General features: G+C 73.0%; 12 protein-coding genes. 6 read left to right on the forward strand and 6 right to left on the reverse strand.

Going from position 1 to position 12922, the window contains the following annotated elements; all coding sequences use genetic code 11:
- Positions 1-75 precede the first annotated feature (75 nt).
- The 3 genes from ABTZ91_RS19330 to ABTZ91_RS19340 are packed head-to-tail and all read left to right on the forward strand — an operon-like array spanning position 76 to position 2306.
- Entirely contained in the window at positions 76-579 is a 504-nt protein-coding gene (locus ABTZ91_RS19330; RefSeq protein WP_352078389.1) for a DUF5949 family protein, read from the forward strand.
- 19 nt (positions 580-598) lie between these two features.
- Complete coding sequence (locus ABTZ91_RS19335; protein ID WP_352078390.1) at positions 599-1249, forward strand: vitamin K epoxide reductase family protein; 651 nt, start codon at positions 599-601, stop codon at positions 1247-1249.
- Between the two features lies 1 nt (position 1250).
- A complete protein-coding gene (locus ABTZ91_RS19340; RefSeq protein WP_352078391.1) occupies positions 1251-2306 on the forward strand; it encodes a glycosyl hydrolase in 1056 nt (351 codons plus the stop codon).
- Here ABTZ91_RS19340 and ABTZ91_RS19345 read toward each other — a convergent pair.
- Both ABTZ91_RS19345 and ABTZ91_RS19350 read right to left on the reverse strand, forming a co-directional pair.
- Positions 2260-2895 (reverse strand): TetR family transcriptional regulator, encoded by a 636-nt coding sequence (locus ABTZ91_RS19345; protein WP_352078392.1) that lies wholly within the window; start codon positions 2893-2895, stop codon positions 2260-2262. The genes ABTZ91_RS19340 and ABTZ91_RS19345 overlap by 47 nt on opposite strands.
- Positions 2896-2959: 64 nt before the next feature.
- On the reverse strand, positions 2960-3652 hold the full coding sequence (locus tag ABTZ91_RS19350; RefSeq protein WP_352078393.1) for a hemolysin III family protein: 693 nt from the start codon (positions 3650-3652) through the stop codon (positions 2960-2962).
- 197 nt (positions 3653-3849) lie between these two features.
- On the opposite strand from ABTZ91_RS19350, the gene ABTZ91_RS19355 reads away from it, so the two are divergent.
- Complete coding sequence (locus ABTZ91_RS19355; RefSeq protein WP_352078394.1) at positions 3850-5673, forward strand: phosphoenolpyruvate carboxykinase (GTP); 1824 nt, start codon at positions 3850-3852, stop codon at positions 5671-5673.
- A gap of 212 nt (positions 5674-5885) precedes the next feature.
- On the opposite strand, the gene ABTZ91_RS19360 is transcribed toward ABTZ91_RS19355, so the two are convergent.
- The gene (locus tag ABTZ91_RS19360) at positions 5886-6278 is read right to left on the reverse strand and encodes a hypothetical protein (protein ID WP_352078395.1); all 393 of its coding nucleotides are present in this window, start codon (positions 6276-6278) and stop codon (positions 5886-5888) included.
- A 101-nt stretch (positions 6279-6379) separates the two neighbouring features.
- Positions 6380-7591 (reverse strand): pyridoxal phosphate-dependent aminotransferase, encoded by a 1212-nt coding sequence (locus tag ABTZ91_RS19365; RefSeq protein WP_352078396.1) that lies wholly within the window; start codon positions 7589-7591, stop codon positions 6380-6382.
- Between the two features lie 127 nt (positions 7592-7718).
- On the opposite strand from ABTZ91_RS19365, the gene ABTZ91_RS19370 reads away from it, so the two are divergent.
- Together ABTZ91_RS19370 and mptB are read left to right on the forward strand one after the other, a co-directional pair.
- On the forward strand, positions 7719-8168 hold the full coding sequence (locus ABTZ91_RS19370) for a hypothetical protein (RefSeq protein ID WP_352078397.1): 450 nt from the start codon (positions 7719-7721) through the stop codon (positions 8166-8168).
- Between the two features lie 54 nt (positions 8169-8222).
- Positions 8223-9728: a polyprenol phosphomannose-dependent alpha 1,6 mannosyltransferase MptB gene (gene mptB / locus ABTZ91_RS19375; RefSeq protein WP_352078398.1), complete on the forward strand. Its 1506-nt coding sequence runs from the start codon at positions 8223-8225 to the stop codon at positions 9726-9728.
- Between the two features lie 96 nt (positions 9729-9824).
- Here mptB and ABTZ91_RS19380 read toward each other — a convergent pair whose 3' ends face one another.
- Both ABTZ91_RS19380 and ABTZ91_RS19385 read right to left on the reverse strand, forming a co-directional pair.
- The gene (locus ABTZ91_RS19380; protein ID WP_352078399.1) at positions 9825-11417 is read right to left on the reverse strand and encodes a D-aminoacylase; all 1593 of its coding nucleotides are present in this window, start codon (positions 11415-11417) and stop codon (positions 9825-9827) included.
- A gap of 16 nt (positions 11418-11433) precedes the next feature.
- A complete protein-coding gene (locus ABTZ91_RS19385; protein ID WP_352078400.1) occupies positions 11434-12771 on the reverse strand; it encodes an alanine racemase in 1338 nt (445 codons plus the stop codon).
- Positions 12772-12922: the final 151 nt, after the last annotated feature.

A 12922-nucleotide genomic window follows, 5' to 3' on the forward strand; every position in this document is an offset into this window, starting at 1 on the left:
CACAGGACGGAATGTCGGCCGAATGAGTGAATTCGGTGGAGGGTGGCCCGTGTTCGTCCCCTAGCATCCGGATTCATGACCACTTCCAACGCCGTTGCCCTGGCGCACAGCGCCCATTCCATGGGAACGCTCACCGTCATCTCGTGGATCCTCGGGCCCACCGACGACATGCCCGCCACGCCTTTTCTGATGGTGTACTCGACCGGGGACGGCCTGCACGGCCCCGAGGCCGGTGAGGCGGAGCTGCGGGAGACCCTGGAGGGCATGGGCGTGCCGATCGGCGGCACCGTCGTCGACGCCGGTCAGGACCGCGGGATCGGCGCGCACCTGCTCGTCGAGGCGCAGCGGGCCGTGCTGACGCTGCCGTTCACCAACGCGCAGTGCCCGGTGTCGCCTGAGTGGCAGGCGGCGGCCTACGAGAACGGTCACGTCATCCTGATGGTGCCGGTCGTGCCGTGGCCGGACGCGCAGCCGGGCGTGCCGATCCCCGAGGACCGCCTGCAGGCCTTCATCACCGCCGACGAGACCGTGCGGAACTCGGCCCACATCGCGGTGCCGGTGAGCCGGATCCAGGGCTGAGCGGGCGGGAGGCGGCCTGATGGCGACGGTCAACGTACGGGGCCCGGTGCCCGGTCAGCGGCAGCAGCGGGAAGCCGGGCGGGCGGGCGGCGCGGGGATCGGCGCGGGCCGGGCCTTCGCCTGGATGCTCGTGGTGACGGGCGCGGCCGGTGTGCTGGCCGGCTGGGTGATCACGATCGACAAGATCAAGCTGGCCGAGGACCCGGGGTTCCAGCCGGGCTGCAGCCTGAACCCGGTCGTCTCCTGCGGCAACATCATGAAGAGCGAGCAGGCGGCGGTGTTCGGCTTCCCGAACCCGCTGCTCGGGCTCGTCACGTACGCCGCCGTCGTCGCGGTGGGCGTGGGTCTGCTGGCCGGCGCCCGCTACCGGGGCTGGTTCTGGCTCGGACTGAACGCCGGCATGCTGTTCGGCGTGGGCTTCTGCACCTGGCTGATGCAGCAGTCGCTGTACGAGATCAACTCGCTGTGCCTGTGGTGCTGTCTGGCCTGGTGCGCCACGATCACCATGTTCTGGTACGTCACCGCGCACAACGTGCGGAGCGGGGTGCTGCCCGCGCCCGCCGCAGTGAAGGGCTTCCTGGGCGACTTCACCTTCGCGCTGCCGGTGCTGCACATCGGGATCATCGGCATGCTGATCCTGACCCGCTGGTGGGAGTTCTGGACCAGCTGACGTGCGCCTCCTCCTCTCCTGGCCGCGGGTGGCACTGGCCGTGCTGCTCGCGGCCGTCCTCGTGTTCCTGTTGCCCGACGGGCGGCTCGCGCCGGGCGACCGGCACACCGGTGAGCGGGCGGCGCCGCCCGGGACGGTGCCGGAGCCGGTGCCGCCGCCGGTGGCCCCGTCGGAGGTGCCGGCGGGTTTCTTCACCGGCTCGGACGCGGCCGGGGTGCGCCGGATCGCCGAGGTGGAGAAGTGGCTGGGCGGGCAGCCGCTGACGGTGGGGCACACGTACCTCCCGGGCGACCGCTGGTCCAACATCGAGGGGCATCCGGCGCTCTTCGAGCCGTGGGCGCGGTGGAAGGAGCGGCGGCCGGGGCGGCTGTTCGTCCTGAACGTGCCGCTGCTCGACCGCAACGAGGAGGGCCTCACCGACGCGGAGGTCCGGGCCGGGCTCGGGCGCGGGGCGGCCGGGGAGTTCGACCGGCACTTCCGGGTCCTGGGCGAGCGGCTGGTGGAGCACCGGCTCGCCGACGCGGTCCTGGTCCTCGGCTGGGAGATGAACGGCACCACCTACGGCCATCGCTGCGGCCCGGACCCGGAGCGCTGGAAGGCGTACTGGCGGCGGGTGGTGGCCGTGCTGCGGGAGGTGCCGGGGCAGCGCTTCCGCTTCGACTTCACGCCGAGCCGGGGGGCGGACGCCGTCGCCTGGCCGCGCTGCTACCCGGGCGACGACGTCGTGGACATCGTCGGCATGGACGCCTACGACCAGCCCGAGGGGCTGTCGTTCGAGGAGCAGGTGACCGAGCCGTACGGGCTCGCCTTCCATGCCCGGTTCGCGGCGGCGCACGGCAAGCCGGTGTCGTTCCCGGAGTGGGGGCTGTTCCGCAACGGGGACAACCCGGCGTACGTACGGGGGATGCTGGACTGGTTCGCGCGGCACCGGCCGGTGTACCAGACCTTCACCGACTACTGCCCGCACGGGGTGTGGGCGTGCCCGGACAATCCGGCCTCGGGCGAGGTGGTCAGGGGCGCGCTCGGCGCGCGGGGCGGGGCGTCAGACCCGTCTTGAGGGTGTCGACGGTCCGGTCGAGCAGGGCGACGAGGTCGTCGCCCTGGCCGTGTTCGGCCCAGTGGACGGTGGCCTCGCGCAGCGCGCCGAGGACGGCGGCGGTGAAGACCCGTACCTCCAGGTCGTCGGGGGCGCGGCCGGTGCGCTCGGCGACGGCGCCGGAGAGCAGCCGGCCGGTCTCGGCGGTGGTCTCGGTGAGCCGGGCACGGACGGCGGGGATCTCGACCATCAGGCGGGCGCGCAGCCGGATCTCCTCCGGCTCGCGCGTGAGGGCCGCCGTCACCGCGTCGAGGACGACGGCCCGCAGCGAGTCGAGCGGGTCCTCGCCCGCGGGGCGGGCGCGCAGCCGGTCGACCAGCAGCTCGTCCTCCTCGTCGGTGAGGAGGATGTCCTCCTTGACGGGGAAGTAGCGGACGACGGTGGAGGGCGAGACCTCGGCCGCCGCGGCGATCCGCTCGACGGTGGCGGCCTCCCAGCCCTGCTCGGACGCGAGTCGGTAGGTGGCCTTCCGGATCGCGGCGCGGGTCTTCAGCTTCTTGCGCTCGCGCAGCGAGGGGCGGGAGGGCGCAGGGGGCGTGTCGGCGGCCATGACCGTCATTGTGCCTGGTCAGGAGGGTCAGGCGGGTCGGTCGGGTGCGGTCGGTCGGGTGCGGTCAGGCGTGCTGGTAGGCGACCAGGGAGATGCCGACGTAGTGGACGGTGAAGGCGGCCAGGGTCAGCGAGTGGAAGACCTCGTGGAAGCCGAACCAGCGGGGGGAGGGGTTGGGACGCTTGATGCCGTAGATGACCCCGCCCGCGCTGTAGAGCAGTCCGCCGACGATGACGAGGACGAGCACGGCGACGCCGCCGGCCCGCATGAAGTCGGGAAGGAAGAAGACGGCGGCCCAGCCCATCGCGATGTAGCAGGGCGTGTACAGCCAGCGAGGGGCGCCGACCCAGAAGACCCGGAAGGCGATGCCGGCCACCGCCGCGGCCCAGACCGCCCACATGAGCGGCCGGCCGGTGGAATCGGGGAGGAGGAGCAGGGTCAGCGGGGTATAGGTGCCCGCGATGATCAGGAAGATGTTGGCGTGGTCGAGCCGGCGCAGCACGGCCTCGCCGCGCGGCCCCCAGTTGCCCCGGTGGTACAGGGCGCTGATGCCGAACAGCAGACAGGCGGTGAGGGCGTAGATCCCGCAGGCGAGCCGGGCGCGGGGCGAGTCGGAGAGGGCGACCAGAACGATCCCCGCGACGATCACCGCGGGGAACATTCCGGCGTGCAGCCAGCCTCTGAGGCGCGGTTTCAAGGGGAGCGGCAGCGCCGGGCGCTGCTCCGCGGTGACGAGGTCCGGCGTGGCTGCAGTCATGGCCCCGCATGCTACCTACGCCATCGTAAGAAGCGGATATGAGTGGCGATGCTCACGTGTGAGGCCCTCTGGACATATGGGCGCTAGCATCGGATGATCAAATGAGTGCGGTCGGCACCGGATGAGCGCCTACGACGCATCCGGGTCGCAGCCCCCAAGGGGCACACATCTAAAAAACCCCTCTTCAAGGAGCAATCGTGGCGCGCGACAACGCGGCTCCCTCCACCGTCCCCACCCAGCACCAGGAGCTCGTCTCCTGGGTCAACGAGATCGCCGAGATCACCCAGCCCGACCGCGTCGTCTGGTGCGACGGGTCCGAGGCCGAGTACGAGCGCCTCTGCGAGGAGCTCGTCGCCAAGGGGACCTTCAAGAAGCTCGACCCGACCCTGCGCCCGAACTCGTACTACGCCGCCTCCGACCCGACCGACGTCGCGCGCGTCGAGGACCGGACCTTCATCTGCTCCGAGAAGGAGGAGGACGCGGGCCCGACCAACCACTGGAAGGCCCCCGCGGAGATGAAGGAGATCTTCGCCGGCGAGAACGGGATCTTCCGCGGCTCCATGAAGGGCCGCACCATGTACGTCGTGCCCTTCTGCATGGGCCCGGTCGGCTCCCCGCTCTCCGCCATCGGCGTCGAGATCACCGACTCCGCGTACGTCGCCGTCTCCATGCGCACCATGACCCGCATGGGACAGGCCGTCCTCGACGAGCTCGGCACCGACGGCTTCTTCGTCAAGGCCGTCCACACCCTCGGCGCCCCGCTGGAGGAGGGCCAGGAGGACGTGCCGTGGCCCTGCAACTCCACCAAGTACATCTCGCACTTCCCCGAGAGCCGCGAGATCTGGTCGTACGGCTCCGGCTACGGCGGCAACGCGCTGCTCGGCAAGAAGTGCTACGCCCTGCGCATCGCCTCCGTCATGGCCCGTGACGAGGGCTGGCTCGCCGAGCACATGCTCATCCTCAAGCTGACGCCGCCGCAGGGCGAGTCGAAGTACGTGGCCGCCGCCTTCCCGTCCGCCTGCGGCAAGACCAACCTCGCCATGCTGGAGCCCACGATCTCCGGCTGGACGGTCGAGACCATCGGCGACGACATCGCCTGGATGCGCTTCGGCGAGGACGGCCGCCTCTACGCGATCAACCCCGAGGCCGGCTTCTTCGGCGTCGCGCCCGGCACCGGCGAGCACACCAACGCCAACGCCATGAAGACCCTCTGGGGCAACGCCGTCTTCACCAACGTCGCCCTCACCGACGACAACGACGTGTGGTGGGAGGGCATGACGGAGGAGGAGCCGAAGCACCTCACCGACTGGAAGGGCAACGACTGGACCCCCGAGTCCGGCACGCCCGCCGCCCACCCCAACGCCCGCTTCACCGTGCCCGCCTCGCAGTGCCCGATCATCGCGCCCGAGTGGGAGGACCCCAAGGGCGTGCCGATCTCGGCCATCCTCTTCGGCGGCCGCCGCGCCTCCGCCGTCCCGCTGGTCACCGAGTCCTTCGACTGGCAGCACGGCGTCTTCCTCGGCGCCAACGTGGCCTCCGAGAAGACCGCCGCCGCCGAGGGCAAGGTCGGCGAGCTGCGCCGCGACCCGTTCGCCATGCTGCCGTTCTGCGGCTACAACATGGGCGACTACATGGCGCACTGGATCAAGATCGGGCAGAACGCCGACCAGGCGAAGCTCCCGAAGATCTACTACGTCAACTGGTTCCGCAAGAACGACGACGGCAAGTTCGTCTGGCCCGGCTTCGGCGAGAACAGCCGCGTCCTGAAGTGGATCGTCGAGCGCCTCGACGGCAAGGCCGAGGGCGTCAAGACCCCCATCGGCGTGCTGCCGACGAAGGAGGCCCTGGACCTCGACGGCCTGGAACTGCCCGAGGCCGACCTGGACTTCCTGCTCACCGTCGACAAGGACGTCTGGCGCGAGGAGGCCGCCCTGATCCCCGCGCACCTGGAGACCTTCGGCGAGCACACGCCGAAGGAGCTGTGGGACGAGTACCGCGCCCTCGTGGAGCGCCTCGGCTAGTCCCCCCATGACTCGTGGCGGGTTGCCCCGATTTCCGCCCTGACCAGCTGGGGTCACGACGGCCCGCCACGACGCATCCGGCCCCCGGAGCCCCCTCACGGCTCCGGGGGCCGGCGCACGTTCACGGCCGCCGGGCAGGCGGTGAGCGGAGGTCCGCAAGGGGTGGGTGGCACCCGGCCCGCGCGGTGTCGTGGCCGCGCGGACCGGGGCCGTCAGGGGGCGCCGACCAGGGAATCCCCGGCGAGCGCCGCGGTGTGCGCGTCCATGCGCTCGGCGGCGAGGATCGCGGCGGCGGTGTCGGCCCGGGAGGCGGCGACGACCAGGGCGCGTCCGGCGAGGGCGTGGGCCTTGCGGTGCAGCGCTTCGGGCGAGGAACCGCTCAGGCCGGCGTGGCGGGCCGGCGGCGCACCGCGCAGCCGGGCCACCTGCCGGGCGATGAGCTCGCCGGCCTCGGTGTCGCCGAGCTCGTCGGTGACGGCGAGCAGGGCGGAGAGGTGGCCGGCGAGCTGGATGTCCAGCTCCTCCTCGCGGGAGCGGTGCGGGTAGCCGTCGCGGTCGTCGTCGGCCATCCGGTGGACCGACTTGGTGCGGATCGGTTCGTACATGGGATGGCCTCCTGCGGTAGGTCTGGAGACATCCTAGCTTAGATTCGATCTAAAGTTGAGCTGCGTCGAGAAAGGGCTGGCCGTGAAAGGGGCCCGCCCCCTCAGTGCTGGCCGTAGCCGTCGAGGAAGTTCCCGATCCGGGTCACGGCGTCCGCCAGGTCCGTGGCGTTCGGCAGGGTGACGATCCGGAAGTGGTCCGGCTCGTGCCAGTTGAAGCCCGTCCCGTGCACCACCATGATCTTCTCGGCCCGCAGCAGGTCCAGGACCATCTGCCGGTCGTCCTTGATCTTGTAGACGCTCGGGTCGAGCCGCGGGAACAGATACAGCGCGCCCTTCGGCTTCACGCAGGTCACGCCCGGGATCTGCGTCAGCAGCTCGTACGCCGTGTCCCGCTGCTCGAGCAGCCGCCCGCCCGGCAGCACCAGGTCCTCGATCGACTGCCGCCCCTGGAGGGCCGCGGCCACCGCGTGCTGGGCCGGCATGTTGGCGCACAGCCGCATGTTGGCGAGGATCGTCAGCCCCTCGATGTACGAGGAGGCGTGCGCCTTCGGGCCGCAGACCGCGAGCCAGCCGGAGCGGAAGCCCGCCACCCGGTAGTTCTTGCTCATCCCGTTGAAGGTCAGCACCAGCAGGTCGGGGGCGAGGGCGGCGGTCGGGGTGTGCGTGACGCCGTCGTAGAGGATCTTGTCGTAGATCTCGTCCGAGCAGACCACCAGATTGTGGCGGCGGGCGATCTCCGTCAGGCTCCGCAGCATCTCGTCGTCGTAGACGGCGCCGGTCGGGTTGTTCGGATTGATGATCACGATCGCCTTGGTCCGATCGGTGATCTTCCGCTCGATGTCGGCCAGGTCCGGCATCCAGTCCGACTGCTCGTCGCAGCGGTAGTGCACCGCCGTACCGCCGGCCAGCGAGACCGACGCCGTCCACAGCGGATAGTCGGGAGCCGGGACGAGCACCTCGTCGCCGTCGTCGAGCAGCGCCTGCATCGACATCTGGATCAGCTCGGACACCCCGTTGCCGAGATAGATGTCCTCGACCGACAGGGGGATGCCCTTGGTCTCGTAGTGGCTCATCACCGCGCGCCGGGCGGACAGCAGGCCCTTGGCGTCGCCGTAGCCGTGCGCCCCGGCGAGGTTGCGCAGCATGTCCTCGAGGATGGCGGGCGGACACTCGAAGCCGAAGGCGGCCGGGTTTCCCGTGTTGAGCTTGAGGATGCGATGACCCGCAGCTTCCAGCCGCATCGCCTCTTCGAGCACCGGGCCCCGGATTTCGTAACAGACGTTGGCGAGCTTCGTGGACTGGATCACCTGCATGACGAGAGCTTACGGCGGGCGCGGGCGGCGCGCCTCGTGTTCTGGGACACGTCGGGCACGCGCCGGGCGTCCACGGCCTGTGACCCACGTCGCTTCGGGACTGTCGTGCTCCCTACAATCACGCCTTGTGAGCCAGTTCCCCGCGGGGGCCGCCGAGCCCCCGAGACGGCGTCGCCACGCCACCAAGCGCCGCGGTCCCGGCCCGCTCTGGATGATCGGGAGCGGGGCCGTCGTGGTGGTCGGCGTCCTCGCCGCCGTCACCGCCCTCGACTCCGGGCCGGCCGGCCGCGCGCCCGCCGTGGACGACGGCCACCCCGGCATGCCGGCGCTGATCCAGCCCGACGCCGGAACCCCGGACGAGGAGGCGAGCGGAACCCCGGCCGCCCCGGCGCCCGGCCCGTCCCGCCGGGCGAGCGGTTCTCCGACCGCCGCCCCCGCCGCGACCGCCACCGCCACCTCCGGGCCCACCCCGACCGGGACTGCTCCCTCCGGGCCCCGCGCCACCGCAACCGCCGGCTCCGACCAGCACCCGGGGAAGTCGGGCTCCGCGCCCGGCGTCGCGAAGAAGCCGAGGTAGCGCCCCGGCCGCAGCGCAGGGCGCGAAACGGGGCGCAGGATAGGTTGTCCCGTCATGTGGATGTTCAGCACCGCCGGATGCCGGTGGCTCGGCGCGGCCGGATCGCTCGCCGTCGCCGTCGGCGGCTGGGCGGCCGGGACACTGCCGGTGCGCGGCGGCTGGGGGCTGTGGGAGCGGCACGGTCCGGGCGTGACGGTGGCCGGCGCGGTCCTCGCGTACCTCGGGCTGACCCTGCTGCTCGCCGCGTGGTGGCAGTACGGGCGGCTGCTCGTGGCCGGGACGGGGGCCGGGGCCGGGGAGGAGCGAGGGGTCCTGGTGACCCTCGGCTGGTGGGCGGCGCCGCTGCTGCTCGCACCGCCGCTCCACAGCGCCGACGTCTACAGCTACATCGCCCAGGGCGCGATGGTCCTCGAAGGCCACGACGTGTACGGGGCCGGGCCCTCCGTCCTCGCCCCCGGGGACCTCGGCCACGACGCCGCCGCCAGTGTCGGCGGGCACTGGACCGACACGCCCGCCCCGTACGGGCCCGTCTTCCTCGTCCTCGCCCAGGCGGTCGTCAAGCTGACGGGGGGCGCGGTCGTCCCGGCCGTCCTCGGCATGCGGCTGCTGGCGGTGGTCGCGCTGGGCCTGATCGTGTGGGCGGTGCGGGGGCTGGCGGGCGCGGGCGGGGGCGACCTGGCTGAGGGTGATCGGGCCGGGGGCGGCTGGGCTGCCGGGGGCCGCCGGGCCGTGAGCGACCGGGCCGGGGCGCTGTGGCTCGCCGCGCTCAACCCGCTCCTGCTCCTCCACGTCGTCGGCGGCCTGCACAACGACGGCCTCATGATCGGCCTCATGCTGGCCGGGGTGCTCCTCGCGGTCCGTGACCGGTGGGTACTCGGCAGCGCGGTCATCGGCATGGCGGCGATGGTCAAGTCGCCCGCCGCCGTCGCGCTCCTCTTCGTCGGGATCATGCTGGCCCGCCGGTGGGGCGGCGGCGTACGGGGCCTGCTGCGGGGCCTCGTCCTGCCCGGGGCGGTCGCGGCGGCCGTCGCCACGGGGGCGACGCTGCTCGCCGGCACCGGCTTCGGATGGCTGCGCACCCAGAGCGTGGCCGGCACCATCCATACGGCGCTCTCCGTCACGAGCGACCTCGGGCTCGGCCTCGGGCTGCTCGTCGCGGACGACCCGGAGCCGGTGAAGGCCCTGGTCCAGAAGCTCGGCCTGCTCGCCGCGCTCGCCCTGATCGCCTTCCTCGCCCGCCGCTCCTGGCAGGACCGCCTCTCCCCGGTCCTCGCCCTCGGCCTCTCCCTCCTCGGCCTGGTCGCGCTCTCCCCGATGGTCCAGCCGTGGTACCTCCTCTGGGGCGTCGCCACCCTCGCCGCGGCCGGCGCCTGGCACACCTCCTGGGGCCGCCTCCTCGCGGTCCTGTCCGCGGCCCTCACGTACGAGACGGCCCCGTCGGGCCACACCCCGTGGTACGGGTTCGTGATGGCGGGACTGGCGCTGGGAGTGGGGGCGCTGTGGCTGCGGCGGGACGGGCGGGAACGGCGTGAGCCGGGCCTTCGGGACGTGCGCGCCTGACGTGCCGGCCGCGGGGCCGCCTGGGCGCGCGGGGCGGTGCGGCGGCCGCGCCGGGCTGCGGGGTGCCGATCGCGGGGCCTCGCCCCTGCGGGGCGGTCAGCCGGCCGGGGTGCGGCGGACCGAGCGGCCCGGGAGGGCGGCGGTGCGGCGGCCGTCCTCGATGACGAAGCGGCCGGCGACCAGGACGTGGGGGATGCCGGTCGGGAGCCGGCGGGGGGACTCGTAGGTGGAGCCGGCCGCGACGGTCGCCGGGTCGAAGAGGACCAGGTCGGCGGCATAGCCCTCGCGGACGAGGCCGCGGTCTCGGAGGCGGAGGCGGGCGGCCGGGCGGGAGGTGAGGTGGGCGACGCACTCCTCCAGGGAGAGGACGCCCTCCTCGCGGACGTAGCGGCCCAGGTACTCGGGGAAGGTGCCGTACGCCCGCGGGTGCGGCTTCGCGCCCTGGAGGATGCCGTCGGAGCCCCCCGTGTGCACCCGGTGCCGCATGATCGCCCGCACGTTCTCCTCGTGGCCGACGTGCTGGAGGATCGTCGAGCCGAGCCGGTCCTCGACCAGCAGCCGGCGGGCGGTGGGCCAGTCGGGCACCCGGCGGCCGACGAAGGCGGCCAGGGCCGGGTCGGTGACGCCGGAGACCTCGATGGTGTCCCAGTCGACCGGCACCCCGTGGCAGCCGTCCGAGCCCAGCTCCTCCACGTGACGGCGGATCACCTCCGCCGTGGCGTCGTCCCGCAGCCGCGCGAGCAGCGCCTCCGGCCCGCCCTCGTGGGCCCAGCTCGGCAGCACGGCGGCGAGGGTGGTGCACCCGGGGGTGTAGGGGTAGCTGTCGAGGCTGATGTCGGAGCCGTCGGCCAGGGCCTGGTCGAGCAGGGCGAGGAGCTCCGGCGCCCGCCCCGCGTTCACGCCGAAGTTCATGGTGGCGTGGGCCAGGTGCAGGGCGCAGCCCGCCTCCCGGGTGAGCCGCACCATCTCCGCGTACGCCTCCAGCGCCCCCGCCCCGTAGGAGCGGTGGTGCGGGCAGTAGTAGCCGCCGTACCGCGCCACCACCCGGCACAGTTCGGTGAGCTCGGAGTCCGGCGCGTACATCCCGGGCGTGTAGGTGAGACCGGACGACATGCCGACCGCGCCCTGCTCCAGGCCCTCGGCGACCAGCCGCCGCATCCGGTTCAGCTCGGCCTCGGTGGCGGGCCGGTCGTCCCAGCCGACCGCGTACATCCGTACGGTCCCCTGCGGGACGAGGTACGCGGCGTTGACGGCGATGCCCCGGTCGAGCCGGTCCAGGTACTCGCCCACCGTCCGCCAGTCGAAGTCGACGCTCGTGTCCCCGGGCCCGCCGCCGTTCCACCCCGCGACGGCCCGGCGGACCTCGCCGAGGGTCCGGTCGTCGACGGGCGCGTACGACAGGCCGTCCTGGCCCAGGACTTCGAGGGTGACGCCCTGCGCGGCCTTCGCGCTGTGGTCCGGGTCGCGGAGCAGCGCGAGGTCGCTGTGGGCGTGCATGTCGATGAAGCCGGGGGACAGGACGAGCCCTTCGGCGTCGACGACGCGCCGGGCGGTGGGCCGCTGGCAGCCGGCCGCCGCGCCCTCCTTGACGATCGCGGCGATCCGGCCGCCGTCGAGGGCGACGTCGGCGCGGTAGGAGGGCGCGCCGCTGCCGTCGACGACCTCCGCGTCGCGGAAGACGAGATCCATGGGGCTCCCCGGGCCGTCAGAAGAAGGTGCGGACGTAGTCGACGACGGTGCCGTCCGCCTCCACGAGAGGGATCAGCTGCCACTTGTCGAACGAGGTGCACGGGTGGGACAGGCCCATGCCCAGCCAGTCGCCCACCTCCAGGTCGGCGCCCGCCTCGGTCCGCAGCCAGCCGTGCTGGTCCGACAGGCCGGTGACGGTGATGCCGTCGGCGGGCCGGAGCTCGCCGGTGCGGGCGTCCCGCACGACCTGCGCCTCGGGCAGATGGAGGTCGTACGCGGCGTCCCGCTTGCCCGCGTTGGTGAACGCCTGCTCGGAGGTCGGGCGCGAGACGACCTGCGCCCAGAGCCGGAACGCGGGCTCCAGGGCGCCTTCCTCGGGCACCCGGTTGAAGGGGGTGAGCGTGCGGTAATGGCCGCTGTCGTGCGACACGTACGCGCCGGAGCGCAGCAGCCTCAGGACGGGCAGGGACAGGTCGGGGAGCCCGGCGAAGACCTCGGCGACCGTGTCGAACCAGGCGCTGCCGCCCGCGCTGACGACGATCTCGCCGATCGCGGGGTCGAAGCGGCCGGCCTTGTCGAACGCGGCGGCCAGCGCCGTGAGCCGGCGCAGCCAGGCGCGCACCCGGTCCTGGTCGGCCCGCGGGACCTCGCCCTCGTAGCCGGCGACGCCGACGAGCCGGAGGGTGCGGGCATCGGCGACCGCGTCGGCGACGGCGGCGCAGTCCGCCTCGGTACGGGCGCCGGTGCGGGCGCCGTCGCCGGCGCCGAGCTCCACGACCACGTCGACCGGGCGCCGGGCCCCGGCCGCGCGCAGGGCGTCGTCCATGAGCTCGACGCCACGGACGGAGTCCACGTAGCAGACGAAGCGGAAGCCGGGGTCGGCGTCGAGTTCGCCGGCGAGCCAGCGCAGCGCGACGGCGTCGACGAGCTCGTTGGCGAGGAAGATCCGGGCGATGCCGTGGGCGCGGTAGACGCGGGCCTGGTGGGGTACGGCGGCCGTGATGCCCCACGCGCCGTGCTCGATCTGGCGGTCGAACAGCTGGGGCGCCATGGAGGTCTTGCCGTGCGGGGCGAAGGCGAGGCCGTGGCGCTCGGCGTAGGTCTCCAGGAGGCGGAGGTTGTGCTCGACGGACTCGGCGGAGAGCGCCAGCACGGGGGTGGTGAAGCCGCCGGTGAAGAGGTTGCGGCGCTGGGCGGCGAGCGCGCCGACGGTCAGGCCCTCGGCGTCCGGCGGCAGGCCCTTGAAACGGTGGTCGACGCACTCGTCCGCAAGGTCCGGCCGCACGCCCGCTTCTCCGTCCGGCCGCGTGTCCGGGTCCTCCGGGTGCTTCTCCGGCTCCAGGTCCAGGGGCATGGGATCTCCTCATCGAGGCCGTTGCATTTCCTGCAACGGCCATTGCGCATATCGCTGACGGCTGTCTAACATCCGGGCCGACGCCGGGTCAATGGACCCCACGCCTCCCGCACCGAAGCCGAGGAGCCCCGCAGTGACCGGAACCCCGACC

It is taken from the genome of Streptomyces sp. NPDC126499, from assembly GCF_040302485.1.
GTDB lineage: Bacteria > Actinomycetota > Actinomycetes > Streptomycetales > Streptomycetaceae > Streptomyces.

Bases quoted from the DNA above. Each gene is read 5' to 3' on its own strand.
- ABTZ91_RS19330 (WP_352078389.1), top strand. From the start codon at position 76: ATGACCACTTCCAACGCCGTTGCCCTGGCGCACAGCGCCCATTCCATG.
- ABTZ91_RS19335 (WP_352078390.1), top strand. From the start codon at position 599: ATGGCGACGGTCAACGTACGGGGCCCGGTGCCCGGTCAGCGGCAGCAG.
- ABTZ91_RS19345 (WP_352078392.1), bottom strand. From the start codon at position 2,895: ATGGCCGCCGACACGCCCCCTGCGCCCTCCCGCCCCTCGCTGCGCGAG.
- ABTZ91_RS19350 (WP_352078393.1), bottom strand. From the start codon at position 3,652: ATGACTGCAGCCACGCCGGACCTCGTCACCGCGGAGCAGCGCCCGGCG.
- ABTZ91_RS19360 (WP_352078395.1), bottom strand. From the start codon at position 6,278: ATGTACGAACCGATCCGCACCAAGTCGGTCCACCGGATGGCCGACGAC.
- ABTZ91_RS19365 (WP_352078396.1), bottom strand. From the start codon at position 7,591: ATGCAGGTGATCCAGTCCACGAAGCTCGCCAACGTCTGTTACGAAATC.
- mptB (WP_352078398.1), top strand. From the start codon at position 8,223: ATGTGGATGTTCAGCACCGCCGGATGCCGGTGGCTCGGCGCGGCCGGA.
- ABTZ91_RS19380 (WP_352078399.1), bottom strand. From the start codon at position 11,417: ATGGATCTCGTCTTCCGCGACGCGGAGGTCGTCGACGGCAGCGGCGCG.
- ABTZ91_RS19385 (WP_352078400.1), bottom strand. From the start codon at position 12,771: ATGCCCCTGGACCTGGAGCCGGAGAAGCACCCGGAGGACCCGGACACG.